This is a genomic window from Cupriavidus campinensis (assembly GCF_905397395.1).
GTDB classification, from domain to species: domain Bacteria; phylum Pseudomonadota; class Gammaproteobacteria; order Burkholderiales; family Burkholderiaceae; genus Cupriavidus; species Cupriavidus campinensis.
Genome location: NZ_CAJPVH010000021.1, coordinates 21,665 through 47,725 on the forward strand (window position 1 = coordinate 21,665; position 26,061 = coordinate 47,725).

23 protein-coding genes are annotated in these 26,061 nt (G+C 67.0%); 10 read left to right on the forward strand and 13 right to left on the reverse strand.

Features of this window, described 5'->3' with window-relative positions; genetic code table 11:
• Window positions 1-93: 93 nt before the first annotated feature.
• A complete protein-coding gene (locus tag KHO18_RS13965; RefSeq protein ID WP_144199690.1) occupies window positions 94-903 on the reverse strand; it encodes an IclR family transcriptional regulator domain-containing protein in 810 nt (269 codons plus the stop codon).
• 162 nt (window positions 904-1,065) lie between these two features.
• Here KHO18_RS13965 and KHO18_RS13970 point away from each other — a divergent pair, with 162 nt between their 5' ends.
• A complete protein-coding gene (locus tag KHO18_RS13970) occupies window positions 1,066-2,709 on the forward strand; it encodes an acyl CoA:acetate/3-ketoacid CoA transferase (RefSeq protein WP_211943399.1) in 1,644 nt (547 codons plus the stop codon).
• 74 nt (window positions 2,710-2,783) lie between these two features.
• Window positions 2,784-3,782 carry a Bug family tripartite tricarboxylate transporter substrate binding protein gene (locus KHO18_RS13975; RefSeq protein WP_211943400.1) on the forward strand — a complete coding sequence of 333 codons (999 nt, stop codon included), beginning with the start codon at window positions 2,784-2,786 and terminating at the stop codon, window positions 3,780-3,782.
• 167 nt (window positions 3,783-3,949) lie between these two features.
• Here the strand turns inward: KHO18_RS13975 and KHO18_RS13980 are convergent, their stop codons facing one another.
• Window positions 3,950-5,563 carry an alkaline phosphatase D family protein gene (locus KHO18_RS13980; RefSeq protein ID WP_211943401.1) on the reverse strand — a complete coding sequence of 538 codons (1,614 nt, stop codon included), beginning with the start codon at window positions 5,561-5,563 and terminating at the stop codon, window positions 3,950-3,952.
• A gap of 260 nt (window positions 5,564-5,823) precedes the next feature.
• Between KHO18_RS13980 and KHO18_RS13985 the strand changes: the two genes are divergently transcribed.
• On the forward strand, window positions 5,824-7,338 hold the full coding sequence (locus tag KHO18_RS13985; protein WP_211943402.1) for a DEAD/DEAH box helicase: 1,515 nt from the start codon (window positions 5,824-5,826) through the stop codon (window positions 7,336-7,338).
• Window positions 7,339-7,408: 70 nt separating this feature from the next.
• Here the strand turns inward: KHO18_RS13985 and gluQRS are convergent, their stop codons facing one another.
• Both gluQRS and KHO18_RS13995 read right to left on the reverse strand, forming a co-directional pair.
• Window positions 7,409-8,278 (reverse strand): tRNA glutamyl-Q(34) synthetase GluQRS, encoded by an 870-nt coding sequence (gene gluQRS, locus KHO18_RS13990; protein ID WP_211943403.1) that lies wholly within the window; start codon window positions 8,276-8,278, stop codon window positions 7,409-7,411.
• A gap of 11 nt (window positions 8,279-8,289) precedes the next feature.
• Window positions 8,290-9,216 carry a LysR family transcriptional regulator gene (locus KHO18_RS13995; protein ID WP_144199677.1) on the reverse strand — a complete coding sequence of 309 codons (927 nt, stop codon included), beginning with the start codon at window positions 9,214-9,216 and terminating at the stop codon, window positions 8,290-8,292.
• Window positions 9,217-9,371: 155 nt separating this feature from the next.
• Between KHO18_RS13995 and KHO18_RS14000 the strand changes: the two genes are divergently transcribed.
• Both KHO18_RS14000 and KHO18_RS14005 read left to right on the forward strand, forming a co-directional pair.
• The gene (locus tag KHO18_RS14000) at window positions 9,372-10,070 is read left to right on the forward strand and encodes a pirin family protein (RefSeq protein ID WP_211943404.1); all 699 of its coding nucleotides are present in this window, start codon (window positions 9,372-9,374) and stop codon (window positions 10,068-10,070) included.
• A gap of 192 nt (window positions 10,071-10,262) precedes the next feature.
• Window positions 10,263-11,243, forward strand: coding sequence for a CobD/CbiB family protein (locus KHO18_RS14005; RefSeq protein WP_144199673.1), 981 nt, complete (start codon window positions 10,263-10,265; stop codon window positions 11,241-11,243).
• Window positions 11,244-11,303: 60 nt separating this feature from the next.
• Here KHO18_RS14005 and KHO18_RS14010 read toward each other — a convergent pair whose 3' ends face one another.
• From KHO18_RS14010 to KHO18_RS14020, 3 genes are read right to left on the reverse strand one after another with little or no spacing between them, the layout of a single operon-like run.
• A complete protein-coding gene (locus tag KHO18_RS14010; RefSeq protein ID WP_144199671.1) occupies window positions 11,304-11,609 on the reverse strand; it encodes a putative signal transducing protein in 306 nt (101 codons plus the stop codon).
• A gap of 23 nt (window positions 11,610-11,632) precedes the next feature.
• A complete protein-coding gene (rsgA, locus tag KHO18_RS14015; RefSeq protein ID WP_144199669.1) occupies window positions 11,633-12,598 on the reverse strand; it encodes a ribosome small subunit-dependent GTPase A in 966 nt (321 codons plus the stop codon).
• Complete coding sequence (locus KHO18_RS14020) at window positions 12,595-13,845, reverse strand: M48 family metallopeptidase (RefSeq protein ID WP_144199667.1); 1,251 nt, start codon at window positions 13,843-13,845, stop codon at window positions 12,595-12,597. The genes rsgA and KHO18_RS14020 overlap by 4 nt, the downstream gene beginning before the upstream one ends.
• A 167-nt stretch (window positions 13,846-14,012) precedes the next feature.
• On the opposite strand from KHO18_RS14020, the gene orn reads away from it, so the two are divergent.
• Together orn and KHO18_RS14030 are read left to right on the forward strand one after the other, a co-directional pair.
• The gene (gene orn, locus KHO18_RS14025; protein ID WP_144199665.1) at window positions 14,013-14,657 is read left to right on the forward strand and encodes an oligoribonuclease; all 645 of its coding nucleotides are present in this window, start codon (window positions 14,013-14,015) and stop codon (window positions 14,655-14,657) included.
• A gap of 78 nt (window positions 14,658-14,735) precedes the next feature.
• Entirely contained in the window at window positions 14,736-15,617 is an 882-nt protein-coding gene (locus KHO18_RS14030; RefSeq protein ID WP_144199663.1) for an AEC family transporter, read from the forward strand.
• Window positions 15,618-15,637: 20 nt separating this feature from the next.
• Here KHO18_RS14030 and mog read toward each other — a convergent pair whose 3' ends face one another.
• Together mog and yjgA are read right to left on the reverse strand one after the other, a co-directional pair.
• Entirely contained in the window at window positions 15,638-16,285 is a 648-nt protein-coding gene (gene mog, locus KHO18_RS14035) for a molybdopterin adenylyltransferase (RefSeq protein WP_144199661.1), read from the reverse strand.
• The gene (yjgA, locus tag KHO18_RS14040; protein WP_280527759.1) at window positions 16,282-16,899 is read right to left on the reverse strand and encodes a ribosome biogenesis factor YjgA; all 618 of its coding nucleotides are present in this window, start codon (window positions 16,897-16,899) and stop codon (window positions 16,282-16,284) included. Before yjgA ends, mog begins: the two co-directional genes overlap by 4 nt.
• 69 nt (window positions 16,900-16,968) lie before the next feature.
• On the opposite strand from yjgA, the gene pmbA reads away from it, so the two are divergent.
• Entirely contained in the window at window positions 16,969-18,336 is a 1,368-nt protein-coding gene (pmbA, locus tag KHO18_RS14045; RefSeq protein ID WP_144199657.1) for a metalloprotease PmbA, read from the forward strand.
• Window positions 18,337-18,408: 72 nt separating this feature from the next.
• On the opposite strand, the gene KHO18_RS14050 is transcribed toward pmbA, so the two are convergent.
• The 3 genes from KHO18_RS14050 to KHO18_RS14060 form a co-directional block, all read right to left on the reverse strand.
• Window positions 18,409-18,909, reverse strand: a complete 501-nt coding sequence (locus KHO18_RS14050) for a dihydrofolate reductase (protein ID WP_144199655.1) — start codon at window positions 18,907-18,909, stop codon at window positions 18,409-18,411.
• Entirely contained in the window at window positions 18,906-19,700 is a 795-nt protein-coding gene (locus tag KHO18_RS14055; RefSeq protein WP_211943405.1) for a thymidylate synthase, read from the reverse strand. Before KHO18_RS14055 ends, KHO18_RS14050 begins: the two co-directional genes overlap by 4 nt.
• A gap of 154 nt (window positions 19,701-19,854) precedes the next feature.
• Window positions 19,855-20,559, reverse strand: a complete 705-nt coding sequence (locus tag KHO18_RS14060) for a TerC family protein (protein ID WP_144199651.1) — start codon at window positions 20,557-20,559, stop codon at window positions 19,855-19,857.
• A 563-nt stretch (window positions 20,560-21,122) separates the two neighbouring features.
• On the opposite strand from KHO18_RS14060, the gene egtD reads away from it, so the two are divergent.
• Entirely contained in the window at window positions 21,123-22,208 is a 1,086-nt protein-coding gene (gene egtD, locus KHO18_RS14065) for an L-histidine N(alpha)-methyltransferase (protein WP_144199649.1), read from the forward strand.
• Between the two features lie 142 nt (window positions 22,209-22,350).
• Window positions 22,351-23,607: an SUMF1/EgtB/PvdO family nonheme iron enzyme gene (locus KHO18_RS14070; protein ID WP_144199647.1), complete on the forward strand. Its 1,257-nt coding sequence runs from the start codon at window positions 22,351-22,353 to the stop codon at window positions 23,605-23,607.
• Window positions 23,608-23,704: 97 nt separating this feature from the next.
• Here KHO18_RS14070 and KHO18_RS14075 read toward each other — a convergent pair whose 3' ends face one another.
• Window positions 23,705-25,621: a DEAD/DEAH box helicase gene (locus KHO18_RS14075; protein ID WP_211943406.1), complete on the reverse strand. Its 1,917-nt coding sequence runs from the start codon at window positions 25,619-25,621 to the stop codon at window positions 23,705-23,707.
• Between the last annotated feature and the right edge of the window lie 440 nt (window positions 25,622-26,061).

The following is a 26,061-nucleotide window of genomic DNA, read 5'->3' on the forward strand; positions in this document are numbered from 1 at the left end:
GGCAACAGGATCCTTGCCCCGCTACCACTTCAGCCCCGCGACCTCCCCGGCCTGCGGGGCTCTTTCATTCTGGGGCCTGCTTTCGGAGTCTTCCTACCGCGCGCGCAGGATCGCTTCGATCTTCTCCGCCGCCGCGCGCAGTGGGGGCAGGTAGTGCGATTCCAGATAGGCCTGGTTGCGGCTGCCCAGCACCATGCTGAGCCCCAGGCCGGCCACGGTCTTGCCGGTCTGGTCGCGCAGCGGCACGGAAATCCCGGCGAAGCCATCGACGAGTTCGCTGACCAGTGTGCAGAAGCCATCGGCTCGAACTTGTTCGAGCTTGCGCGCCAGCGCCGCCCGCGAGTCGATCGTGAACGGCGTCAGCTTGCGCAGTTCGGCGGCATCCAGATAGGTCACCAGCGCGGCGTCGTCCAGCCCCGCCAGCAGCACGCGGCCCAGCGAGTGGGCATACGCGGGCATGCGGCGGCCGATGGCCATGTCCACGCGCAGCATCTGGCTCGGCTCTTCGCGCGCCACCAGCACCACCGAGTCGCGGTCGAACATGCCGATCGAGCAGCTTTCGCCCACCTCGGCGCAGAGCGCCTGGAGATAGGGGCGGGCCAGCTGTGGCAGGTTCATCGAAGCAAAGTAGGCATAGCCGAGGTCCATCACCTTGGGCGTCAGCGCAAAGTAACGGCCGTCCTGCGCCAGGTAGCCGTTGTGCTCGAGCGTCAGCAGCAGCCGGCGCGCAGCGGCGCGGGTGACGTCGAGGTGCTCGGCCACTTCCTGCATAGTCAGCCGCTCCACGCCGCTCGCATACAGGCGCAGCAGCGCCAGCCCCTTGGTGAGCGAGTCGAGCAGCTCGTCCTTCTTCGGGGCGTCGTGGGGGACGTCGTTGGCGGCGGTGGCGTCGGAGCGCGTCATGCGAGGGTGGAAAAGGGGGATAAAGGGAAAGTAGGGGTTTGTCGGGATGCGGCGCAGACTTGCGTCCGGGCGTCCGATCCGTATGATAGGCGTTTTGCGAACATTTGTTCGGGAATCGTGGCTCGGTAGAAACCACGACACAAGAAGACCCAGGAGACAGCAATGAAGGTGATCACCACCCGGCAGGCGGCCGAGCTTGTCCAGAGCGGCTGGACCGTGGCCAGCGCGGGCTTCGTGGGCGCCGGCCACGCCGAGGGCGTGACCGAGGCACTGGAGTCGCGTTTCCTGCAGCACGGCCTGCCACGCGACCTGACGCTGGTCTATTCGGCCGGCCAGGGCGACCGCGGCGCGCGTGGGGTGAATCACTTCGGCAATGCCGGCATGACCCGGGCCATCGTCGGCGGCCACTGGCGCTCGGCCACGCGGCTGGCCACGCTCGCCATGAACGAGGACTGCGAGGGCTTCAACCTGCCACAGGGCGTGCTGACCCACCTGTACCGCGCCATCGCCGGCGGCAAGCCGGGTGTCATGACGAAGATCGGCCTCCATACGTTTGTCGATCCCCGCACGGCGCAGGACGCCCGCTACCACGGCGGCGCCATCAACCAGCGCGCGCGCGACGCCATCGCGGCAGGCCGCGCCAACTGGGTCGAGGCCGTGGATTTCCGGGGCGACGAATACCTCTTCTATCCGAGTTTTCCGATTGACTGCGCGCTGATCCGCTGCACCGCCTCGGACACGCGCGGCAACCTGAGCACGCACCGCGAGGCGTTCCACCACGAGTTGCTGGCGATGGCGCAGGCCGCGCACAACTCGGGCGGCATCGTGATCGCGCAGGTGGAGTCCATCGTCGACTATCACGAGAACCTCCAGGCGATTCACGTGCCGGGCATCCTTGTCGATTACGTGGTGGTCAGCGAGGAGCCGGCGCACCATCAGATGACGTTCGCCGAGACCTATAACGCGGCTTACGTCACGCCGTGGCGCGGGGAAGCTGCTGCCGCAGCCGAAGCGGCCCGTGAGGCCGAGGCGCTGCCAGCCACCGCCGCGCCGCTCGACGCCCGCACCATCGTCCAGCGCCGCGCCGCCATGGAGATCGCGCGCCGCCAGCCGCGCGTAGTCAACCTCGGCGTGGGCATGCCCGCCGCCGTGGGCGCGCTGGCGCACCAGGCCGGGCTCGGCGGCTTCACGCTGACCGTGGAGGCGGGCCCCATCGGTGGCACGCCGGCGGATGGCCTGAGCTTCGGCGCCTCCGCCTACCCCGAGGCCGTGGTGGATCAGCCGGCCCAGTTCGATTTCTACGAGGGCGGCGGCATCGACCTGGCCATCCTCGGTCTGGCCGAACTCGACGGCCACGGCAACGTCAACGTGAGCAAGTTTGGCGAAGGCGAGGGCGCGCTGATCGCGGGCGTGGGCGGCTTCATCAACATCACCCAGAGCGCCCGCGCGCTGGTCTTCATGGGCACGCTGACGGCGGGCGGGCTGGAAATTCGCGCCGAGGACGATCAACTACGCATCGTGCGCGAAGGCCGCGTCAAGAAGATCGTGCCCGAGGTCTCGCATCTGAGCTTCAACGGCCCGTACGTGGCGTCGCTCGGCGTGCCGGTGCTGTACGTGACCGAGCGCGCGGTCTTCGAGATGCGCGCCGATGCGCATGGCGAAGCACGCCTGACGCTGGTGGAGATCGCCCCGGGCATGGACCTGCAGCGCGACGTGCTCGACCAGTGCGCCACCCCCGTGGCCGTGGCCGACGACCTGCGCCAGATGGACCCGCGCCTGTTCCGCCCCGGCGTGATGACGCTCTGAATCTCGCGCGGTATCTATTAGTTAGTCAGTCGAAGAAGCAGGCCGGCCATGACCGGCCCATTGGAGGAAACACCGTGCATTACCAACGTCGTCGTTTTACGATTTCCGCGCTCACGCTATCCGTCGCGGCCACGCTGCCGCTGGCCGCCGCGCCCGCGCTGGCCCAGCAGGGCTACCCGGACAAGCCGATCCGGCTCGTCGTGCCGTTCCCGGCCGGCGGCCCGACCGACACCGCTGCCCGCATCATCGGCCAGAAAATGGGCGAGAACCTGAAGCAGACCGTGGTGATCGACAACCGCCCCGGCGCCTCGGGCACCATCGGCGCTGAAGCCGTGGCCAAGTCCGCGCCCGATGGTTACACGCTGCTGATGCTGGCCACGCCGACGCTGCTGGCCCCGCATTTGATCCCGCGCAAGAGCTACGACCTGGTCAAGGACCTGGCGCCCGTGGGTGCGGCCTATGAGCTGCCGATCGTGATGGTGGTCAATCCGCAGTCGATGCCCGATGTGACGGACCTCCAGCAGTACATCGCCAAGGTCAAGGCCAAGCCGGGCGAAACCAACTACACCAGCGCCGGCAACGGCAGCTTCGGCCATCTGTCGACGGAACTGCTGAAGAACCTCGGCCATTTCGACGTCCAGCACGTGCCGTACAAGGGCAGCGCCCCGGCGATTTCCGATCTGCTGGCCGGCCAGGTGCCGATGATGTTCGCGGACATGATCGCCGCGCTGCCGCACATCAAGGCCGGCAAGCTGCGGCCGATCGCGGTGGGGTCGGCCAAGCGCGTGAGCTTCACGCCCGATGTGAAGACCGTAGCGGAGCAGGGCTTCCCGGGCTTCGATGCGTCGTCGTGGGGCGGGCTGCTGGTGCCGGCCGGCACGCCGAAGGAGATCGTCGCCAAGTTGTCTGCCGAACTGAAGGCTGCGCTGGCCGATCCGACCGTCCAGCAGAAGATGCTGGGCGCCGGCACGGTGGCGTCCTATATGCCGCCCGATCAGCTCGCCACGCGCATGCGCAACGACTATGCGAAGTGGGGCAAGGTCATCAAGGACAACAACATCAAGAGCGACTGAGGCTGGCTGACGATTCAGACAGCCGTTTGGCGGTTCCTCGCCTATACCGGAGCGGAGCGGGGCGGGGGATAGGGCGGACCTTTGCCGATCAACATGTCGTACTTCGTTGATATTCCGGCCCTATCCTCCAACCCCTCTCCCTCCGGGATCGGGGAGCCACCAGCCGCTCAGCCCTGCGCCTGCAAGGTCTGCGCGTACTGCGACACGCCGTTCAGGTCGCGCAGGTCCACGGTCAGCGCGCGCGAGGCCGGATCGATGTTGATCTCGCCGAAAAACTGGAAACCGGCCAGCGGCGACAGGTTCTGCGCGGGCGGCGCCTTCTGGAACACCACGCGCGGCCCGAAGGTGTTGTCGAGCGGATTGGGGCCGAAGCTGCCCGCGTTGAGCGGCCCCGCCACGAACTCCCAGAACGGATCGAAATCCTGGTAGACCGCCCGCTCGGGCGCGTAATGGTGCGCGGCGCAGTAGTGCACGTCGGCGGTGATCCACACCACGTTCTTCAGCCCGGCCTGGCGCATCCGCGTCAGCAGCCGCGCGGTTTCCAGTTCGCGGCCCAGCGCCGGGCCGTCGCCATTGGCAATGGCTTCCCAGCGCGCGCGGCCCTGTGCATCCTTGCCATCGGGCACGCGGAGGCCGATCGGCATGTCCGCCGCAATCACCTTCCATGTGGCGCCCGACGCCACCAGCTCCGCCATCAGCCACTCCAACTGCGTGTTGCCGAGGAAGGGCGTGTCCGCGCCTTCCACGGTTTCGCGGTTGTAGCCGTTCGGGCCGCGGAAGCTGCGCATGTCGAGCACGAACACATCGAGCAGCGGGCCCTGGGCGATGCGGCGATGCACGCGCTCGTCCAGCCCCTGGCGGTGCCAGCGCATCGGTGCGTTTTCGAGGAAGGCGCGCCGACCGCGTGCCACCAGCACGCTGACGTCCTTCTCGGTGTAGCGCGCATCGCCGGACAGATCCTTCGACGCGGACCAGTTGTTGGTCACCTCGTGGTCATCCCACTGCCAGATCTGCGGCACCTGCCGGGCGAAGGCGCGCACGTTCTCATCGAGCATGTTGTAGCGATGGCGGCCTCGGAATTCCTTCAGGGTCTCGGCCACCTTGCTGACTTCCTCGGTGACGACGTTCTTCCAGATCCGGCCGTCCTCCGCCTTCTGCTCGGCCCGGATGGGGCTGTCGGCGTAGATCGTGTCGCCGCTGTGGATGAAGAAGTCCGGGTTGCGCTGGCGCATGGCGTCGTAGATGCGCATGCCACCCAGTTCCGGGTTGATGCCCCAGCCCTGGCCGACCGTATCGCCGGACCAGACGAAGCGCACCGGGCGGTCGGCGGCCAGCGAGGGCGTGCGGAAGCTGCCGTCCAGCCACGGGCCCAGGCCGCGCCGCTCGCCCGGATTCTCGAACGCCACCCGCACGAAGTACGGCTGGCCCGGCGTCAGGCCGGTCAGCAGCGTGCGGGCGGTGAGATCGGTCTCGGCGCTGGCCAGCGGGCCGGAGAGGCGGGCGGCGTTGCGGAACGACGGATCGGTGCCGTATTCGATGGCCATCCGCGCCGGGCGGTCGGCGCGGGCCCAGACCACGAGGCCGTCATCCGAAGGATCGCCCAGCTGGAGGCCAGCCGGCGCACCGGGCCGGGCCGAGGACACCACGGCCGGCGCTGCGATCAATGTGCCGCTAAAGGTACTCAGACCGACGCCGAGACCCAGAAAGCGGCTTGACGTGCGCAGGAAGCGCCGGCGGGCCAGATCGGTCGGAGAAGGCACAAGTTGTGGCGTATTCGGCATGAATGGGTCTGGAATCGGGGTCCGGTGGGCCGCTGCCGGCACATCGTCGGGCCAGTATCGTCGCCGCGCCATGTGACACGGCGTTGACATGACATCTGGCGATACTCACGAAGCACCGGGCACTGATGGTAGAATCCAAGTCTTTGATTTTCTGGGCAATTGCCGATCGTGACCCAACGCCCCGCGTTGGCGCAGCCCGGCGTGCCTTTCTCGAGACGCGTGTCAGTTGGCGCGGGCCTCGCCCGCCAGACACCGAAACCATGACGATGACGACCACCCCAGACCAGACCCCAGCCGCAGAGCAAACGTTCGAAAGCTTCGGGCTGGATTCGCGCATCCTGCGCGCCTTGACCGAACAGGGCTACACCACGCCGACGCCGATCCAGGCGCAGGCCATTCCGGTGGTCCTCCTCGGCAAGGACGTGATGGGCGCCGCGCAGACCGGTACCGGCAAGACGGCAGGCTTCGCGCTGCCGATCATCCAGCGCCTGCTGCCGATGTCGAACGCGAGTGCCTCGCCCGCGCGCCACCCGGTGCGTGCGCTGATGCTGACGCCGACGCGCGAACTGGCCGACCAGGTCTACGACAACGTGGCGCGCTACGCCAAGCATACCGACCTGCGCAGCACGGTGGTGTTCGGCGGCGTGGACATGAACCCGCAGACCGATGCGCTGCGCCGTGGCGTGGAAATCCTCGTCGCCACGCCGGGCCGCCTGCTGGACCACGTGCAGCAGAAGTCGGTGAACCTGTCACAGGTGCAGATGCTGGTGCTGGACGAAGCCGACCGCATGCTCGACATGGGCTTCCTGCCGGACCTGCAGCGCATCATCAACCTGCTGCCGGCACAGCGCCAGACGCTACTGTTCTCGGCCACGTTCTCGCCGGAAATCAAGCGGCTGGCCTCGAGCTACCTGAAGCAGCCGGTGACGATCGAAGTGGCACGCAGCAACTCGACCAACGAGAACGTGCGCCAGATGGCCTACCGCGTGGAAGACGGCCACAAGCAGGCCGCCGTGGTGCACCTGCTCAAGCAGCGCGCGACGGAAACCGACTCGCGCCAGTGCATCGTGTTCGTCAACAGCAAGATCGGCTGCTCGCGCCTGGCGCGTCACCTGGAGCGCGAGGGCATCAACGCCGCCGCCATTCACGGCGACAAGACCCAGACCGAGCGCATGCAGACGCTGGAAGGCTTCAAGACCGGCACGATCGACGCCCTGGTGGCCACCGACGTGGCTGCCCGTGGCCTGGACATCCCGGCCATGCCGTGCGTGATCAACTTCGACCTGCCGTACAGCGCGGAAGACTATGTGCACCGCATCGGCCGTACGGGCCGTGCTGGCGCCAGCGGCGATGCGCTGTCGATCTACGTGCCGGGCGGCGATGACCGCCTGCTGGCCGATATCGAGAAGCTGATCAAGCGCAGCATTCCGCGCGGGGAGTTGAATGGCTTCGACCCGACCGGCGAGCGCGCGCGCAGCGAGGAATCGGACCGTCGCCGCCAGCGTGGCGATGTGCGCCGCGCCCGTGACAACGGTGGCGAAGCGGCGGCGGAGGCGGAAGCCGCGCCGGGTCGTCGTCGTCGCACCGAAAGCGGTGGCCGTCAGGCGTTCCGTCCGTCGGACGATCCGTTCTTCTCGCGCCCCTACGAGCCGTCGAACCATCACGCCAACGCGCAGCCGGCCGACGAGCAGTTGGCCGCCGCGCTGAGCCGTGGCCGCCCGGCGCCGAAGCGCCCCGTGGCAGCGCTGCTGGGCGGCGCGCCGCGCAAGTCGTAACAGACGGCTCGGGCAACAAAAAAATGGCACCTTCGGGTGCCATTTTTGTTTGGTCTGGCGGAAAGCCTGGTCAGCGCTGCATCGCCGCCCACTGCGCGGTTGCCGCCGCCAGCCAGGCCGGCACGCTGGTCTCGCCATTGGCGATGCCGAGGTGCGCCCCGGCCATGCGCAGCGTATCCAGCGGGGCGGCCGTGTCGATGGCCTGCGCGCCGCTCTGCTTGCTCAGCTTCTCGCCATCGGCGTTCACCACCACGGGCACGTGCAGGTAGGACGGCGTGGGCAGGCCCAGCAGGTGTTGCAGGTGGATCTGGCGCGGCGTGGAGTCGAGCAGATCGGACCCGCGCACGATATGGGTGATGCCCTGCGCGGCGTCATCCACCACCACGGCGAGCTGATAGGCCCACAGGCCGTCCGCGCGGCGCAGGACGAAGTCGCCGAGTTCCGTTTCCAGGTCCTGGCACTGGCGGCCCTGCCAGCGGTCGTCGAAGCAGATCGTCGCGGCCGGGCCGTCCGGCACGCGCACCCGCCACGCGCGCGGCAGCTTGCCGTGCAGGCCGTTGCGGCAAGTGCCGGGGTAGCCGAGCGTCTGGTGGCGTTCGCGCACGTGGACCAGCGAGTCGGCAATTTCCTTGCGTGAGCAGCCGCAGGGGTAGAGCTGGCCGCTGGCGTCGAGGCGGCGCAGCGCATCGGCGTAGCGGGACTCGCGGCGGCTCTGCCACTCCGGCGCCTCGTCGGGGCGCAGCCCGAGCCGTTCCAGGGTCTGCAGGATGTCGAAATCGGCGCCTTTCACACAGCGCGGATAGTCGATGTCCTCGATGCGGACCAGCCAGTCACCGCCATGGGCGCGGGCGTCGAGCCAGCTGGCCAGCGCCGTGACCAGCGAGCCCAGGTGCAACGGGCCGGTGGGCGAGGGCGCAAAGCGCCCGCGATAGCGGGGCATCGGCAATTCCCTCAGGCCGGCTGGCTGGCTAGCGGCTGCTGCATCAGTGCCTGCGCAAGGCGGGGGTCTTCAAGCTTGCTGGTCCACCATTGCAGCGCCTTGCCGCGCGAGCTGGTGCGCCATGCCACCTTGAAATTGCCCGGCGCGCGCACTTCCACGGTCTCGCGGGCCAGCAGCACGCCGCTCTCGATATGGGGCGCAGCCATCGGGGCCGGCAGCCAGCCGCAGCCCAGGCCACGGATCTGCGCCTCCAGCTTGTCGCGCATGGTTGGCACCACCAGGACGTCCTGCCCTGCCAGCACGCCGTGCGTACGCGCCGGCAGGTTGCGCGAGGTATCGCCTACCGCCACGATGCGGTGCTTGGCGATCTGCATCGTCGTCAGCGGCCCTTCCTCGGTGGCCAGCGGATGGTGCGAGGCCACCGCGAACACGAACGGCACCGACCCGAGCGGCCGCACCTGGAAACCCTGCGTGCTGGGCGCCTCATAGGCCCCGCCAATGACCAGATCGACCCGATTGCTGACCAGCGCATCCCAGGCGCCGCCTAGCACTTCCTTCGAAAAGCGCAGCCGCGTGGCGGTGTTCTCGGCATAGAAATCCTGGATCACCGGCAGCAGCGCGCGAAAGTTGACGAGGTCGTCCAGGGCGATGCTGAGGTTGGCTTCCCAGCCCGTGGCGAGGCGCTTGACGCGCCGCGCGAGGTCATCGGCGGCATGGAGCAGGTGGCGGCCTTCGTCCAGCAGGGCGCGGCCGGCCGGGGTCAGCTCGGCGCGGTGACGGCGGCGGTCGAACAGCAGGACGTCCAGATCCTCCTCCAGCTTGCGGACCACATAGGTCAGTGCGGAGGGCACCTTGCCCATTTCGTGGGCGGCAGCGGCAAAGCTGCCCTTGCGCTCGATGGCGTCCAGGACTTCGAGGGATTCGAGGGAGAGGGGCATGTTCAGAAAATCTGAATGAATTCTTCTAACCGGGTGCCCGCCAATATACGCCGACTCCCCTAAACTGCCTAGCATCGAAACGCCGCTGACCCAAGCCAGTCCGATAGTGACAGGCGATTTTGGGAATCTCGGAGGCCACAAGGAGGGCCATCAAAATGATTGAAATCCGTAAGTCAGACGAACGCGGTTATGCGGACCATGGCTGGCTCAAGTCTTATCACAGCTTCTCCTTCGCAGATTACTACGACCCGCGCCATGTTCAGTTCGGGCCGCTGCGTGTGATCAATGAGGATCGCGTGGCGCCGGGCATGGGCTTTGGCACGCACGGCCACCGGGACATGGAAATCATCAGCTATGTGCTTGATGGTGAACTTGCGCACAAGGACAGCATCGGCAATGGCAGCGTGATCCGTCCGGGCGATGTGCAGCGGATGAGCGCCGGTACCGGCGTGCGGCACTCGGAATACAACCATGCCGCGCACGACACCACGCACTTCCTGCAGATCTGGATCATCCCCGCCCAGAACGGCATCGAGCCGGGCTACGAGGAACGCAATTTCCCGGCCGAGGAAAAGCGCGGCAAGCTGCGCCTCGTCGTCAGCCCGGATGGTGCTGAAGGCTCGGTGGTGATCCATCAGGACGCGCGGCTCTACGCCGGGTTGTTCGATGGGGACGAGGCCGCCACGCTGGCCATCGCCCCGGGTCGCCGTGCCTATGTACATGTGGCGCGTGGTGCGATCTCGGTCAACGGGCAGGTGCTCGGGGCCGGCGATGCCGCGAAGCTCGAAGCGGTCGAGGCCATCACGCTGGCCCAAGGCAGTGGGGCCGAAGTGCTGGTCTTCGACCTGCCCTGAACGCGACATTAGTCCGTAGCCATCCGCCCGCCGGTGCCCCCGGCGGGCGTTTTCCATCTGGCCTTTAACACCTGCTTACAGGTCTTTCCCATTGACGGTGCGGCGTGACGCTATGCTATCGTCTGGCTATACCGCAATGCGACCGGACCGGCACTTCGCCGTCGCGCCAATGTCCGTCGCCACCGTCACGCGATGACCTTTGTTTCCATTCTTCTGGCGCTGATCGCCGAACAGTTCCGAGCCTTGGGCCGGAATAACCCCATTTACGACATCGTGCGCGTATTGGGCGAGCGGGCCGAACACGCCTTCGACACGGGCCGCCCACGCGACGCCGCGCTGGCCTGGCTGACCGTGGTGCTGCCGCTCACGGTAGCCGCCGTGCTGGTTCACTACCTGCTGGCGTCGATCAGCGTGGCGCTGACGCTGGCCTGGAACGTCCTGCTGCTGTATCTGACCCTGGGCTTCCGCCAGTTCAGCCATTTCTTCACCGATATCCACGAGGCGCTGAACCGCGACGACCCGCACACCGCGCGCACGCTGCTGCACGAGTGGACCGGGCTGGATACCGTCGACATGCCGGTCAGCGAGATCGTGCGTCACACGCTGGAGGCGGCCATCATCGCTGTCCATCGTCATGTATTTGGGGTGTTCTTCTGGTTCCTGGTGCCGATTGGCCCGGGCGGCGTCGTGCTGTACCGCACCGCCGAGTTCCTGAGCCGGCAGTGGAACCTGCCGTCGAACGAGCGCAGCCCGGCACTGGGGCGCTTTGCCTCGCAGGCGTTCTATGTGCTGGACTGGGTGCCTTCGCGCCTGACGGCGATCGGGTTTGCCATCGTCGGCAATTTCGAGGATGCCGTGTACGCGTGGCGCAACCACGCGCGCAAATGGAATGATGCGATCAACGGCATCCTGCTCGCCAGCGGCGGCGGGGCGCTTGGCGTGCGGCTTGGCGCGCCGCTGGCCGAGGACGACTCCAGCGTGATGCTGCGCACGAGCCTGGCTGGCGTGGACTACGCGCCGGGCATGGAAGACACCGCCGAGCCGGTGCCGCCCGAGTACGGCGCCGACCCCGGCGTGCGCACGCTGCAGTCGGCGGTGGGACTGGTCTGGCGCGCGGTCATCCTGTGGATGCTGCTGCTGGCGATGGTGTCGCTGGCGCTCTGGGTGGGCTGACCCCGCCGGCTTCCCCCAACAAAAAACGCCACGACCGTGGCGTTTTTTTATTCCCCTTGCTCAATCCCGATGGGCCCCGCAGCGCCAGCACGATGCGAACTGCGCCTCGTGCCATTCCGCGCAGCCCGCGCATTGCCAGCGTGGCCCCGGCGGCGGGTTGGCGGCGGCGTTGAGCACCGCCCAGGCGTCGGCTTCGGCCGCATCGTCGAGAATCCACACCTGCGGCGCGCTCTCCTGGAACGGGATGTCCCCGGCCGCACCGCCCAGCCATGTGTTGCGGACCTCGGCGCGAATGCCCGCCGCCCGCAGCACGTTCTCGCAGTGCGCGGCATGAACCAGCGATGTGGACCGCAATAGCAGCTTCATCAGGCTATTCCACTATTCCACGGTTACCACGGCTTCTGCTGCCGGGACTCGTGCAGCAGCTGCGTGTAGAGCTGATGGCGGCGCTCGGAGATCTCACCGCCGTCGATGGCCGACAGCACGCCGCAGCCGGGCTCGTTGATGTGATGGCAGTTATAGAACCGGCATTCGGTCAGCTTGGGCCGGAACTCGCGGAACGCGCGCTCCAGCATGCCTTCGCTGAGGTGGTGGAGGCCGAATTCCTGGAAGCCCGGGGAGTCGATCAGGTAGCCGGGGCGGCCCTCGACCGTGCCCCAGTCCGCCGGCAGGTGATAGAGCCGGGTGAACGTGGTGGTGTGCTTGCCGGAATCGAGCTTGGCCGAGATTTCGCGCGTCTGCGCCTCCACGCCCGGGATCAGCAGGTTCAGCAGCGACGATTTGCCCATGCCAGACTGGCCGATCAGGATGCTCGACACCCCGGCTGTGCGCGGCTGGAGTGCGGCCAACGCCTCTTCCGGGCGACCGTGGACGGATAGCTCCAGCGTGTCGTAGCCCAGGTCCTGATAGAGCTTCAGGCGACGCCGCGCATCGTCGAGCCGCGCGGTCAGGTCGGTCTTGTTCAGGATGACGAGGGGACGAATCTCCAGCGCCTCCGCCGACACCAGCGCGCGGCCAAGCAGATCCTCGGAAAAGCTCGGCTCCGTGGCCAGCACGATGACCACCTGGTCGATATTGGCGGCCAGCAGCTTGGATTTGAACTGGTCCGAGCGATGCAGCAGGTTCTTGCGCGGCGAGACGGCGGTGATCACGCACTGGTCCGCCGCCGCCATGTCCACGGCCACGTGGTCGCCCACGGCGCAATCGCTCTTCTTGCCGCGCGGGAAGGCATGGAGCCGCGATCCGTCGCCCAGCTCCACCACATAGTGGCGGCCATGGGCGGCGATGATCAGTGCGGTCTGGGAGGCTTCGCCGGTGCCCTTGCCGGCGTTGTGATGGCGCGCGTGACGGTTCATGCGTGCGCCAGCAGGCGGTCGATCCGCTGCGCCGCGGGCGGGTGCGAATAGTAGAACGCGCTATAGATGGGGTCGGGCGTCAGCGTGGATGCGTTGTCCTTGTACAGCTTGACCAGCGCGGAGACCAGGTGGCCGGCATCGGTCTGATGGGCGGCGAACTCGTCAGCCTCGAACTCGTGCTTGCGCGACGACTGGCTGGCCAGCGGCCCCAGCACGAAGGTGAACACTGGCAGCGTCAGGAAGAACAGCACCAGCGCCAGGGCGTGGTTGCTGGTGCCGAAGTTCGGCAGCACGCCCAGCCCCGTGTAGAACCACGCCCGTGTGGACAGCCAGCCCAGCAGCGCCAGGAACACCAGCGAGAGCGCAAAGGTGACCGCGATCATCTTGGCCACGTGGCGGCGCTTGAAGTGCCCCAGCTCGTGCGCCAGCACGGCTTCCACTTCCTCGCCGTCCAGGCGGGAGAGCAGCGTGTCGAAGAAGACGATGCGCTTGGCCGCACCGAAGCCGGTGAAGTAGGCGTTGCCGTGCGCGCTGCGCTTGCTGCCATCCATCACGAACAGGCCCTTGCTGGCGAAGCCGCACTTGCGCAGCAGCGCCTCGATGCGCTGGCGCAGGCCCTCGTCGGCCAGCGGTTCGAACTTGTTGAAGAGCGGGGCGATGAAGGTGGGCACGATCACCTGGAGCAGCAGGCTGAAGGCCATCCACAGCAGCCAGGTCCAGACCCACCAGTAGGTGCCGGCGCGCTCCATCAGCCACAGCACGGCCAGCAGCAGCGGCAGGCCCAGCACGCAGGCAACCAGCGTCATCTTGGCGAGGTCGAGCAGCCACAGGCCGAAGGTCATCTTGTTGAAGCCGAAGCGCTGCTCGATGCCGAACTGGCCATATAGCGAAAACGGCAGGTCCACCAGGCCGCCGATCAGCGCCACGCTGGCAATCAGCGCCACGCCGTACAGGTAGCCGCCGCCGTCGAACACGCCGAGCCAGAAGTGATTCAGCGCATGCAGCCCGCCCAGCATGGTGAAGCCGATCAGCACGGCGGCGCCGGCCAGCACCTCAAGCATCGACAGGCGCGTGCGGGCGATGGTGTAGTCAGCGGCCTTCTGGTGGGCGGAGAGCGTGATGGTGTCGGCGAAGCGGGCCGGCACGGCGCCGCGATGGCGGCCCACATGGCGCACCTGGCGCGCGGCCAGCCAGAGCTTGGTCAGCACCATGACGACCAGCGCGGCCAGGAAAATCAACGTGAACATCGGCAAGGCCATAGTAGTTTCGCGAAAGTCGCTCGGTGAGACTGCCGACCGGCGGCGAGGGTGCGCAACCGGGCAATTGTGGCGGATATGCGAGAATTATAAATTGTTCGCGCCGGGCGCCTGTCCGGCCGGTTTTCTTCCTGTCCCCAATATCGAGCCGTACCCAGATGACAAGCCCAGCCGCCACCTCCGTCAAAAGTGAAAACAACCTCATCTGGTTGGATATGGAAATGACCGGCCTGCAGCCGGATTCCGACCGGATTATCGAGGTTGCCGTGGTGGTGACCGACTCCGAACTCAATATCCTGGCCGAAGGCCCGGTGCTGGTGATCCATCAGGCCGACGCCGTGCTCGACGGCATGGACAACTGGAACAAGGGCACGCACGGCCGCTCGGGCCTGATCGACAAGGTCAAGGCGTCCACGCTCACCGAGGCCCAGGCCGAAGCCGAGTTGCTGGCCTTCCTGAAGCGCTGGGTGCCGGCTGGCAAGTCGCCGATGTGCGGCAATTCGATCTGCCAGGACCGTCGCTTCATGGCCCGCTACATGCCGAAGCTGGAATCGTTCTTCCACTACCGGAACCTCGATGTCTCCACGCTGAAGGAACTCTGCAAGCGCTGGGAGCCGGCCATCCACAAGGGTTTTGCCAAGCGCCAGCTGCACACGGCGCTGGCCGATATCCTCGAGTCGGTGGAGGAGCTGCGCTACTACCGCACGCACTTTATCAAGGCGTCCACGCCGGCCCCCACGGACACCCCGGCGACGCCCGCTGCTCCGGCGGCCCCTGCCGCCCCTGCCGCCCCTGCCGCCTAAGGCAAAACAAGAACCCAGCGGGCCGGTCCGTCCTTCCGCCTGGCGGGAGGGGCCCCCGGCCACGCCGCCCCCTCCGCCATGTTCACCCGTATCGTTTCGATCATCACGCCGGTCATCCTGATCATCCTGGTCGGATGGCTCTACGGCCGGCGCGCCCACCCCGACATGACCGGCATCAACCGCGCCACGCTCGACGTGATCGCGCCGCTGCTGGTGGTCTCGGCCTTCGTCAGCAAGGATTTCGTGCTGGCGGACCAGTTGTCGCTGCTCGGTTGCGCGGTGGCGGTGGTGATCGGCTCCGGCATCCTGGCGTGGATCGTGGCCCGGCTGATCAAGGCCGATCCGCGTACCTTCGTGCCGCCGATGATGTTCAACAATAGCGGCAACATGGGTTTGCCGCTGTCGGTCTTTGCGTTTGGCCCGGCCGGGCTGGCGCCGGCGGTGGCGCTGTTCGCGGCGTCGAACCTGATGCACTTCACGCTGGGGCTCAAGATCGTCAACCGGCATGCCTCGCTGACGCAGATCGCCCGTAACCCGATGGTGCTGGCGACCGTGGCCGGGGTGGCGCTGTCGCTGGCGCGGCCGTGGTTCACGCTGCCGGAGCCGGTCTTCGAGTCGATCAAGCTGCTGGGCGATGCCACCGTGCCGCTGATGCTGTTCGCGCTCGGCGTGCGGATGAAGGACGTCAGCCTGCGGAACTGGGGGATGGGCTTGCTCGGCGCGGCGGTATGCCCGCTGGCGGGCATTGCGGTGGCGCTGCCGCTGGCGCTGTGGGTGCCGCTGACGGACCTCCAGCGCGGGCTGCTGTTTGTCTTCGCGGCCCTGCCGCCAGCGGTGCTCAATTTCCTGGTGGCCGACCATTTCCGGCAGGAGCCGGATCAGGTGGCCTCCATCGTGCTGCTGGGCAACATCGCGGCCGTGGTGTTCGTGCCCATCGGGCTCTACCTCGGCCTGAAGTAGCCCTCCCTCTATATATCTAGTCAGGACTTCGCGCGGATGGCGTGCTTCGGGCGCCACGCCTTGACCACGGCTTCGTCGGTCTCCACGTAGGGGCCGCCGATCAGGTCGATGCAGTACGGCACCGCCGCGAACACGCCCTGGACCACGGACTTGCCGTCGGCATCGCGCAGACCCTCCAGCGTCTCCCGGATGGCGCGCGGCTGGCCCGGCAGGTTGATGATCAGCGCGGCACGGCTCGGCGTCTCGCGGATCACCGCCACCTGGCGCGACAGGATCGCCGTCGGCACAAAATGCAGGCTGACCTGCCGCATCTGCTCCCCAAATCCCGGCATTTCCTTGGTACCGACCGCCAGAGTTGCCTCCGGCGTCACATCACGCCGGGCCGGACCGGTGCCGCCCGTGGTCAGCACGAGGTCGCAGCCGGCCACGTCCACCAGATCGACCAGCGTGCGCGAGATCAGCGCCTGCTCGTCCGGAATCAGCCGTTCCACGCCTTGCCACGGTGACGTGAGGGTGCGGCCGAACCAGTCGCGCAGGGCCGGGATGCCCTCGTCCTGGTAGGTGCCGGACGACGCCCGGTCAGAAATCGACACGAAACCGACGATCAGTTCGTCCGGATGCTTGCGCAATACGGGGGAACCGAGGGGGGTGGTCAGGGGAGGGGTCATGCCTCGGGCTCCTGTGCGGGCGGGGTGGTGGCGTCGGCTGCGGCGCCCGTGGCGGCATCCTTGTCTTCCAGCGCGGTCTTCACGGCCTGGAACAGCTCGCGGAAGTACTTGGGCGGCTTGCCCATTTCGCGTTCCTTGCGGGCATTGCGGATGATGTTGCGCACGGCCTGCACGTCCACGCTGGGGTGCTCGCCAAGGAACTTGGTCAGCATCGCGTCGTCGGCCAGCAGCAGCTCGCGCCAGCGTTCGATCAGGTGCAGCCGGGCCGTCTCGGCCTTGCTGGTGCCCTTGAAGCCTTCCAGCGCGGCGCGGATGGCGTCGACTTCGTCGTCGTCCAGCCCGCGCATGACCTTGCCGACGAACTGCATCTGGCGGCGCTTGCCTTCGTGGCTGTTGATCTTGCGCGCGGCGTGGATGGCATCGGCCAGCGACTCGGGCATCGGCACGCGCGCCAGGCGGTCCTTGGCCAGGGCTTCGAGCTCGACGCCCAGGTCTTGCAGCGCGGTCATGTCGCGCTTGCGCTGCGACTTGCTCTTGGGCAGGTCGTCGTCCGGCTCGGGGGCAAAGCCGCCGGGGAAACGGGAATTGGAGGGGCTACGGGTATTTCGCGTCATAGCCGGCATTTTATCTTGCTATGATTCCCGTTTGGACTTTTGATCACGCTTGCCCACATGGACCACCGCATGGACCAGATTGCCGACAAAACCTCGCATTTCACCTATTCCCAGGACCAGCTCAAGGCCATGGCGGCCGATGTGCTGCGCGTGGCACGCGAGCTTGGGGCGACCGACGCCGCCACCGAGATCTCGGAGGGCAGCGGCCTGTCGGTGACGGTGCGCAAGGGCCAGGTGGAGACGATCGAGCAGAACCGCGACAAGGTGGTTGGCGTGACGGTGATGATCGGCCAGCGGCGCGGCAACGCCAGCACGTCCGATTTCTCGCCGGCGGCGCTGCGCGCCACGGCCGAGGCCGCCTACAACATCGCCCGCTTCACCGCCGAGGACGATTGCGCCGGGCTGGCCGAGGAAGACCTGCTCGAGAAGAACCCGCAGGACCTGGACCTGTTCCATCCGTGGACGGTGGACGCCGAGGGCGCCATCGACATCGCCCGTCGCGCCGAAGCGGCCGCGTTCGCGGTCTCGCCGAAAATCCGCAACAGCGACGGCGCGAGCGTTTCCGCGCAGCATTCGCAATTCGTGCTGGCCACCTCGCGCGGTTTCTCGGGCGGCTACCCGTATTCCCGCCATTTCATCTCGTGCGCGCCCATCGCCGGCTCGGGTGGGGGCATGCAGCGCGACGACTGGTATTCGTCCAAGCGCTCCCCGCTGACGCTGGCCGCGCCCGAGGACATCGGCCGCTACGCCGCCGAGCGCGCGCTGGCCCGCCTGAACGCCCGCAAGCTGACCACGCGCAAGTGCCCGGTGCTGTTCGAGGCGCCGCTGGCCGCCGGCCTGCTCGGCGCGTTCGTCCAGGCCGTGTCCGGTGGCGCGCTGTATCGTAAATCGACGTTTTTGTACGACACGCTCGGCAAGGCCGTGTTCGGCCCGGACATCCAGATCCATGAAAGGCCGCACGTGCCGGGCGCGATGGGCAGCGCCCCGTTCGACGAGGAAGGCGTGCGCACGCGCGAGCGCGACGTGGTGCGCGATGGCGTGGTGGAAGGCTATTTCCTCTCCACCTACTCGGCGCGCAAGCTGGGCATGAAGACCACCGGCAACGCCGGCGGCTCGCACAACCTGACGCTGACCAGCACCCAGACCCAGCCGGGCGACGACTTCGCCGGCATGCTCAAGAAGATGGGTACCGGCCTGCTGGTGACGGAGCTGATGGGGCAGGGCGTGAACTACGTGACGGGCGATTACTCGCGCGGCGCGTCGGGCTACTGGGTGGAAAACGGCGTAATCCAGTATCCGGTGGAAGAAATCACGATTGCCGGCAGCATGGTCGAGATGTTCAAGCAGATCGTGGCCATCGGTTCGGATGCGCTGGTGCGCGGCACCAAGGAAACCGGCTCGATCCTGATCGAACAGATGACGATCGCCGGGAACTGACAGGCTGGGGCGCCATCGCCCAATGAAAAACGGCAGGGTTTGAACCCTGCCGTTTTTTTATGCCGCCTCGGCTTACTCTTCGCCGGAAGGTGGCCGCTCGTATGTCACGAACGCGTAGTCGAACTGGTTGGCCTCGGAATGATGCGTCTCGCGGGCCAGTTCGATCCAGCGGGTGCGGTCCACGGCCGGGAAGAAGGCGTCGCCCGGCACATCGGCGTCGATCTCGGTGACGATCAGCCGGTCCGCGCTGGGCAGCGCCTCGGCGTAGAGCTGCGCGCCGCCAATCAGGAAGACCTGCTCCACGCCCACGCAGAGCCGCTGGGCGTCTTCGAGCGATGCCACCACCTCGGCGCCTTCCAGCTTCAGGTCCCGGTTGCGGCTCACCACGATATTACGGCGCCCCGGCAGCGGCCGGCCGATGGAATCCCACGTCTTGCGGCCCATGACGACCGGCGCGCCCATCGTCGTGCGCTTGAAATGCTGGAGGTCTTCCGGCAGGCGCCACGGCAGCGTGTTGTCACGGCCGATGGTGCCGTTGCGCGCCCGGGCGACGATCAGGGTCAGCAGCGTCATACGGCCACCGGCGCCTTGATCGCGGGGTGCGATTCGTAACCCACCAGCGCGAAATCCTCGTACTTGTAGTCGAAGATGCTGTCCGGCTTGCGCAGGATCTGGAGCGTCGGCAGCGTCATCGGCGCGCGCGCGAGCTGGGTTTCCACCTGCTCGAAATGATTGTTATAGATATGGCAGTCGCCGCCGGTCCAGACGAAGTCGCCCACGGTCAGGCCGGCCTGCTGCGCGATCATGTGCGTCAGCAGCGCGTAGCTGGCGATGTTGAACGGCACGCCGAGGAAAATGTCGGCGCTGCGCTGGTAGAGCTGGCAGGACAGCTTGCCATCGGCCACGTAGAACTGGAAGAACGCGTGGCAGGGCGGCAGCTTCATCTGCGGGATTTCGCCCACGTTCCAGGCCGAGACGATCAGGCGGCGCGAGTCCGGGTTGTTGCGGATCTGCTGCATCAGGTCGGCAATCTGGTCCACGTGGCGGCCGTCCGGTGTCGGCCAGGCGCGCCACTGGTAGCCGTAGATCGGGCCGAGTTCGCCATTCTGGTCAGCCCACTCGTCCCAGATCGACACGCCGTGTTCCTTCAGGTAGGCGATGTTGGTCGAGCCCTGGAGGAACCACAGCAGTTCGTGGATGATGGACTTCAGGTGCAGCTTCTTGGTGGTGACCACCGGGAAGCCCTCGTTCAGGTCGAAGCGCATCTGGTAGCCGAACACCGAACGGGTGCCCGTGCCGGTGCGGTCGGCCTTGTCGGTGCCATGCTCGTAAACATGGCGCATGAAGTCGAGATACTGTTTCATCGGCTTGGAAGCGAGGGCGGGGAGAAAGTGATGTCGGCGCCTTGGGGCGCCAAGCGGGGATTTTACCCGCAATCCGAAAAGCAGAAGACCGCCCGGAGGCGGTCTTCTGCTGCGCCGCGGCAGGGGGCTGCCGCGGGCCGGGGTCTGACTGATGTCAGTGGCTTTCGGCCGGAGTCGTGCGCACGCGACGCTTCTGCGTCAGGTAGCCCGCGCCCAGCACGCCGCCGATGATCAGCACATAGAGGCCAAGCTGCACGACCGAATGCGTCTCGAAGAACGTCTTGATCAGCGGCTCCTTGACGATCATGTGCACGGCCGTGAAGGCCAGCACGCCGGCGCCCACGTAGATGATGACCGGGAAGCGCGACATCAGCTTCAGCACCAGCGTCGAGCCCCAGACCACGATCGGGATGCTGATCAGCAGGCCCAGCACCACCAGCAGGAAGCTGCCGTGCGCGGCGCCGGCCACAGCCAGCACGTTGTCCACGCCCATCACCGCATCCGCGATGATGATGGTCTTCATCGCACCCATCAGCGTGGTCGCGCCGCCGCCGTGCTCGTCGCCATCTTCCTCGGCGGCCAGCAGCTTGTAGGCAATCCAGACCAGCGCCAGGCCACCTACCAGCATCAGGCCAGGGATCTTGAGCAGCCAGACCACGCCGATGGTCATGGCCGAACGGACCACCACGGCGCCGACGGTACCCCAGACAATGGCCTTCTTCTGCAGATGCGGCGGCAGGTTGCGCGCCGCCAGGGCGATCACGATGGCATTGTCCCCGGCCAGCACCAGGTCAATGACGACGATGGACAGCAGCGCCGTCAGGAACTGCATCGTGAACAAATCGGTAAACCACTCCATGAACTCTCCTCGGGTACGAACGAATAGCTGCAGGCCAATTTGGCCCGCAAGGGTTTTTGTTCACCTGAGATCACGGAGCATGGGAGTTGAAAACGCCTTTGCAACGTGAAACCAGGTTGCAAAGGTCTTGCTCGACACACAGGCGCGGAATGCGCGCCAGGGTCAGCACAACCGGAGACGGGTCGCGTCTCGGAATGACGATTGTGCTAAGGGCAATGGCCCCCAAGCTACTCCCCTTTGAAGGGGCGCGTCCGCAGATTCTGCGCAGCGGTCGCGCTGGGCGGGATTATAAGCGAAATGCGAGAAAAAATGTTGCGCAGCCTACATGCCATTTGAATGTATCTAACATGAGGCGTTTGGGTGGAGATGTAGACATTGTCAGCGGATGTAAGTCGATGCAAAGCATCCTGCACGCATATCGATATGCACCTATCCTATTGGGATCGGCTTCGGCCGGTGCGCGCCGGACTGCACAGGCGCGGACTCCGAAGGCGGTCGCCTGGCGCCAGCCATGGCGGTTTTGAGGGATTCACGTAGTGCCCCATCGACAACAAGGAAGCGTCATGCCGGCTGTTACGACACCACTGAACCCAACCCGACCTCTCTCCAAAGCCAATCACAACCACCACGCCCCCACCTTCGCCCCCGAGCCGTCCCCGGCCATCGTCAATGGCCATGGCCATGGCCATGCCGCGGCGCTCCAGCCCGAATTCGTCCAGCAGTACCACGAGGACAGCGGCGCACTGCGCGCCGAGATCGTCGCTGGCCTGACCCGGCATCCGGCCAGCATCAGTCCGAAGTTCTTCTACGATGTGCTCGGTTCCCGGTTGTTCGAGGCGATTACCGACCTCCCCGAGTACTACCCCACGCGCACCGAGGCATCGATCTTTGCCAGCGCGGCGCCCGCCATTGCGGCGCGCGCCGGCAGCGGCTGCGTGCTGATCGACCTGGGCGCCGGCAACTGCGAAAAGGCCGCGCGGCTGTTCCCCAGCCTCCAGCCGTCGCAGTACGTGGCGCTCGATATTTCCGTGGAGTTCCTGCGCGGCACGCTGACCGGCCTGCAACAGCAGAATCCGCAGATTCCGATGCTGGGGCTGGGCGCGGACCTCTGCGGCCCGCTCGACCTGCCCAGCGGCGTCCGGCGTGGCCGGCGGCTGTTCTTCTACCCGGGCTCCAGCATCGGCAATTTCGCCCCGATCGAGGCGCTCGCGCTGCTCCAGCGCCTGCGTGCGGCGGCCGGGCGCGGCGACGGCGTGCTGATCGGCGTGGATCTGTTCAAGGATTCTGCGACGCTGGTGTCGGCCTATGACGATGCCCTGGGCGTGACCGCCGCGTTCAACCGCAACGTGCTGCGCAACCTGAACCGTATCGTCGGCAGCGACTTCGCGCTCGATGACTGGCGCCATGCGGCCAGCTTCGACGCCCGGTCCTCGCGCGTGCAGATGCATCTGCAAGCCACGCGCGACGTGACCGTGCGCTGGGCCGATGGAGAGCGGCGCTTCGCGGCCGGGGAGCAGATCCATACGGAGGATTCCTATAAGTATCGTCCGGAGGACTTCTCGATCCTGCTCGAGTCGGCCGGCTTCACCGATCCGGTCTGCTGGACTGATCCGAACGGCTGGTTCGCGGTGTTCCACGCGCGCGGCTGACCGTCGCGGCGGCGGTTGCCGAAGAAGCCGCAGACCAAGCAGGGGATTGAATGCCCGGGGAGGGGCCATCGACGCGCCAGTGTCATAATGCGCGCAGCCGGTGGCCCCGGCATCCCTTTCACCTTCTGTCACGGATCTGTCGATGAGCGGCTTCTCCATGCTTCCCGATCTTCACTTCACTGGCGGCAAGGCGACGTGGGCTGACGCGCGCCGGCTGCCGCGCGAAGGGCTGGCGCAGGCGCTGGTGGAGTCGCGCAACCGCACGCTGGCGTGGCTGGCGGCGTTCGGCCAGACCCGCAAGGGTTGGATGGTCACGCGTCAATACGACTGCAATCCGCCATTGTGGACACTCGGTCACATTGCCTGGCATGCCGAATGGTGGTGCCTGCGTGGCGTGCGCCACCTCGAGCGGGGTGGGGTGCGGCTGCCGGTGGCTAGCGAGCCGTCGCTGCTCGATGGCGCCGACGAATGGTTCGACCCGGACCGCATCGGCCCGGACGAGCGCTGGGAAATCGTGCTGCCCGATGTCGCGCGCGTGAAGCAGTACGCCACGCAGGTGCTGGACGGCCTGCTGCGCCGCATCGCGCTGCTGCCCGACGACGAAGACGCCACGCTTTATCCGTTTCGCCGGGCGCTGTTCCATGAGGATGCCCAGGGCGAGACCATCGCCGCGCTGCTCCAGGCGCTGGGCATGGCGCCGGCCGAGCCGGCCGCCGTGGGCCCGTCGATCTCGGTCTCGCATAACGGCACGCTGCACTTCCCGGGCGGCCGCTTCACGCAGGGCTGGCATGACGCGGACGGCCTCGCACTCCCAGACGAGCTGCCGGCCCAGCAGACCTATGTGCCTGCATTCGACATGGACGCCGCGCTGGTCACCAATGCGCAATTCCTGGAATTTGTCGAAGACCACGGCTACGAGCACCCTTCGTGGTGGTCGGCGGCGGGGCGGCAGTGGCTGATGACGCAGGAACGCTCGGCGCCGCGTTACTGGTCGCGCCACGCGGTGACGCGGGCGTGGATGGTGTCGCGCTTCGGCGCGGAGCGCACGCTCAACCCCGACGAACCAGTGCGTCACGTCACGCTGTTCGAGGCGCAGGCGTGGTGCGTCTGGGCCGGCCGGCGTCTGCCGCAGGAAGTGGAGTGGGAGCTGGCGGCCACGCAGAATCGCGGCCTGCAATGGGGGGCGCTGCGCGAGTGGACGGCCACGCCCTACGAGCCCTACGCGGGCTTCGTGGCGCAGCCGGCCGATCTGGAACTGGTGGGCCGCTTCGGCACGCACCAGGCCGTGCGCGGCGTCTCGTTCGCGAGCCCGGCGCGCCAGCGCCATACCCGGGCGCGCATGGCGCTGCTGCCCGAGGACGACGTCTCGTTCGTCGGCTTCCGGTCCTGCGCGGTCTAGGCCCCGACGTCGATTTCATCGCACGCAGGCAATAAAAAACGGCACCCTGGGGTGCCGTTCTTCATGGATCGCAGCGACCGGTCACCCGGTCACCCGATCAACGCTCGTAACGCGAGCGGCTGTTGCCGTTGCTGTTGCCGCTGCGCTGGCCGCCGAAGCCGCCACGATCGCCGAAGCTGCGGTTGCCGTCGCGCTGGCCGCCTTCGCGATTGCCGCCGAAGCCGCCACGGTTGCCGCCTTCGCGGTTGCCGAAGCCTTCACGGTTACCGAAGCCGCGCTGCTCGCCACCGAACGAGCGCTCGCCGCCGAAGCTGCGTTGCTGCTCGCCGCCGAACGGACGCTGTTGCGGCTGGCCACGGTCGCCGAAGCCACGGTTGCCGTCGCGCGGGGCAGCGCCTTCGCGGTTGCCAAAGCCTTCACGGTTGCCGAAGCCGCCGCGATCGCCAAAGCCACGGCTCTCGCCGCCGCCGAACTTGCGGTCGCCGAAGCTGCGCTCGCCGCCGGTGCCGCCATTGCCACGGTAGCCGCCGCCGCTGCCGCTGTTGCCGCCGCGATAACCGCCGCCGGTGCCACCGTTACCACGGTAGCCGCCGCCGCTGCCGCCCGGCTTGCCGCCGAAGTTCGAACGCGGCTTGGGTTGGCGACGCGGCTCGAGGCCTTCGATCACCGACGCGTCGATGCGGTGGTTGGTGAAGCGCTCGATGCGCTTCCACTGGAACATGTCGCCATGGTTCACGAGGTTGATCGCGATACCCGAGCGACCCGCACGGCCGGTACGGCCGATACGGTGCACGTAGTCTTCCGCCTGCTTGGGCAGGTCGAAGTTCACCACGTGGGTGATGTCGGGTACGTCGATGCCGCGCGCGGCCACGTCGGTCGCCACCAGCACGCGGATGTTGCCGCGGCGCAGGGCGGTCAGCGTGCGGTTACGCGCACCCTGGGTCATGTCGCCGTGCAGCGCGCCAGCCGAGAAGCCGGTATCCGAAAGCCGTTCGGCCAGCGAGTCGGCATCGCGCTTGGTCGCCGTGAAGACGATGGCTTGCTTGAGCGAGGTATCGCGCAGCAGGTGATCCAGCAGGCGCTCCTTGTGCGACATGTCGTCGGTGAAGTGCAGGCGCTGCTCGATGTTGCTCTGGTCGGCGCGCACGGCAGCGATCTCGATGCGCTGCGGGTCGCGCAGCTGGCGCGAGGCCAGTTGGGCGATGCGGGCGTCGAGCGTGGCCGAGAACATCAGCGTCTGGCGCGTGGCCGGCGTGGCCGCGACGATGGCGTCGATGTCATCGGCAAAGCCCATGTCCAGCATGCGGTCGGCTTCGTCGAACACGAGCATGTCGAGTGCGGACAGGTCGATCCGGCCGGCGTCGATGTGATCGAGCAGGCGGCCCGGCGTGGCCACGAGGATGTCCGGCATCTTCGACAGCATGGCCAGCTGCTTCGGGTAGGGCATGCCGCCCAGGATGCTGGCGCAGACGATGCGGCGCAGATGGCGGCCGTACTTGGCGGCGGCCTCGGTCACCTGCAGGGCCAGTTCTCGCGTCGGCGTGAGCACCAGCAGCGACGGCTGGGCCGGCGACGGACGGGGGCGCTTGCCCTTCATGCGCTTGACGGGTTCGTCGCTGCGCGGACGGTTCGTCGGGGCCGGCTTCTCGCTGATGCGCTGGATGGCGGGCAGCATGAACGCGGCGGTCTTGCCCGAGCCGGTCTGGCTCGAGACCAGCAGGTCACGGCCGGCCAGGAACTGGGGAATGGCCTGCGCCTGCACCGGCGTCGGCGTGAGGTAGTTCAGTTCGGAGAGGGCGCGCAGGATGGCGGCGTCCAGGCCGAGCTTGGCAAAGCCGTTGTCGGCGATGTCGATGGCCGGGGCTGCCTGGGCGGGTGCTGCGGACGCCTCCGGAGCGTCACCGGCGGTCAGCATGGCGTCGAGCTTGTCGAGCGGGCTGATGTCGGCGGGCGTGGCGGATGCGTCGGTGGCGGAGGCAAAAGATTGCTCCGCACGGAAATCGTGCTGGGTCATGTCGTGCTTATTAAATATGCATGGCACCCCCGCGGTCATGCGCAAAGGGGTGGGCGCAGTGCAAAGTCTTAAAAAAGGCTTCGGCGCCAATCGGTAGGCCGTTCGACAGACTCAGCTGGCAACACGGCGGCAGGCAGGGCGGGCGGCTGGTTCTAAATAAACCGGCTACTAATCCCTGGCAGGCAAACAGCGCAGGCAAACAGGCTGTTCATCAGGATCGGAGACGAGGCGACGTCTGGTGAGCGGTGCGTTCTGGCCAACACCTGTCACGGAACATCTGGAGGACAGAGGCGGGGTGCAGAGCTTGGGAGGTAGCGGGTACGCCATGGCCGGATTGCCGGGCGTGTTGCGAAACTCACAGTGCGAAACTCACGGCGCGGAGTATAGCAGAACAATTAAATTTTTGTTGCAGTGCGAAACGTAACGAGATGTGTCGCGCA